The 1,636-nt window shown below is 73.7% G+C and carries 1 protein-coding gene; it reads right to left on the bottom strand.

The features are described from left to right. Nucleotides 1–214: 214 nt before the first annotated feature. Nucleotides 215–1,483: an MFS transporter gene (locus tag JS521_RS01905; protein WP_205080951.1), complete on the bottom strand. Its 1,269-nt coding sequence runs from the start codon at nucleotides 1,481–1,483 to the stop codon at nucleotides 215–217. Nucleotides 1,484–1,636 lie beyond the last annotated feature (153 nt).

Raw genomic sequence — 1,636 nt, 5'->3', positions numbered from 1 at the left:
GGGGGGCGCGCTCGCCCGGGGCGCGGGGGGGGGGGGGGGGGGCTCCTTGTGGGTGGGGGGCTCGCCCGCCGCGGCGGGGGGGGGGTTTTTTTTATCCCAAAAAACCCCCCCCCCCGCCGAGATGTATCGCCTGCTGGGTGTGCCGAGAGGCGTTGAATGTGCTGAGGGGCGTTGTTTCACGTGAAACAACGCCCCTCAGCACATCCGAGTCCGGCTACCGGTGGACATCGGTCCGTCGCCAGCGGAACATCGTCGCCGCGACCACGGCGTACAGCACCGATACGACCGTCACGACGGCGACCGATCTGCCGTCCGTCGGAAGCATCAGGGCCGCCACTCCCGCGGCGCTCACGAAGGCGACGTTGAAGAGCACGTCGTAGAGCGAGAAGACCCGGCCTCGGAAGGAGTCGTCGACCGAGGTCTGCACGACCGTGTCGGTCGCGATCTTCGATCCCTGCGTCACAACGCCGAGCACGAACGCGGCGATCAGCATCGGGACGGGCGCGAAGGAGAGGCCCAGGGCGGGCACCAGGACCGCTGCCGCCCCGGCGCAGCCCACGATCCACCCGTACCGGCCGAGGCGGCTCACCGCCGACGGGGTGAGGACGGCGGCGACGAAGAATCCCGCCCCGGAGACACCGACCGCCAGGCCGAGCAGGGCCAGCCCGTCGGACTCGGTGTCGGACCAGGCGTAGCGGCACAGCGTGAGCACCATCACGGTGAGCGCGCCGTAACAGAAGCGGATCACGGTCATGGCGGCCAGGGCCTTGGCCGCGTGGCTCCGCTGCGCCAGATGGCGCAGTCCGGCGACGAGCCCGCGGGCGGTGACGGCGATAGCTGCCCGCAGCCGCATCGGACTCTCGTCGATGTCCGGCCCCAGCAGTGTGCGGGGGAGGCTCAGAGAGGCCAGCGCGGAGAGCAGGTAGAGCACCGCCCCCAGCAGGACGACCGCCGCGTCGGACTCGTCGGCCACCAGCCGTACGACGAAGGCGAGGCCGCCTCCCGCGGTGGCTGCCAGGGTGCCCGCGGTCGGGGAGAGGGAGTTGGCCACGACGAGGCGATCGGTGTCGACCACCCGGGGCAGGGCGGCGGAGAGACCGGCCAGCACGAAGCGGTTGACGGCGGTGACGCAGAGGGCCGAGGCGTAGAAGAGCCAGTCGGGTACCGAGGCGAGGATCAGCAGGGCCGTGGAGCAGGCCAGGGCGGCCCGCAGGAGGTTCCCGTAGAGGAAGACCTGACGCCGGGGCCAGCGGTCGAGCAGCACCCCCGCGAAGGGCCCGATGAGGGAGTAGGGCAGGAGGAGCACGGCCATCGCCGAGGCGATGGCGGCGGCCGACGTCTGCTTCTCCGGGGAGAAGACGACGTACGCGGCGAGGGCGACCTGGTAGACGCCGTCGGCGGACTGGGACAGGAGCCGCACGGTGAGCAGGCGGCGGAAGTTCCGCAGGCGCAGCAGGGTGCGCAGATCACGCGCGACAGACATGGGAGCAAGCGTCACACACGTCGGGGGGGGGCGGGGGGGGGGGGCGGGGGCCCCCCCCGGGGGGGCGGGGGGGGGGGGGCGGGGGGGGGGGGGGGGGCGGGGGGGGGGGCGCCCGGGGGGGCGGGGGGGGGGGGGCGGGGGCGCCGGGGGGGG

The organism is Streptomyces durocortorensis, from assembly GCF_016901035.1.
Taxonomy (GTDB): domain Bacteria; phylum Actinomycetota; class Actinomycetes; order Streptomycetales; family Streptomycetaceae; genus Streptomyces; species Streptomyces durocortorensis.
Note: the sequence above shows the minus strand (reverse complement) of the source record. Positions and strands in the feature narration are given on the sequence as shown.

Coding starts and splice junctions, on each gene's coding strand:
- JS521_RS01905 (WP_205080951.1), bottom strand. CDS start 1,483: ATGTCTGTCGCGCGTGATCTGCGCACCCTGCTGCGCCTGCGGAACTTC.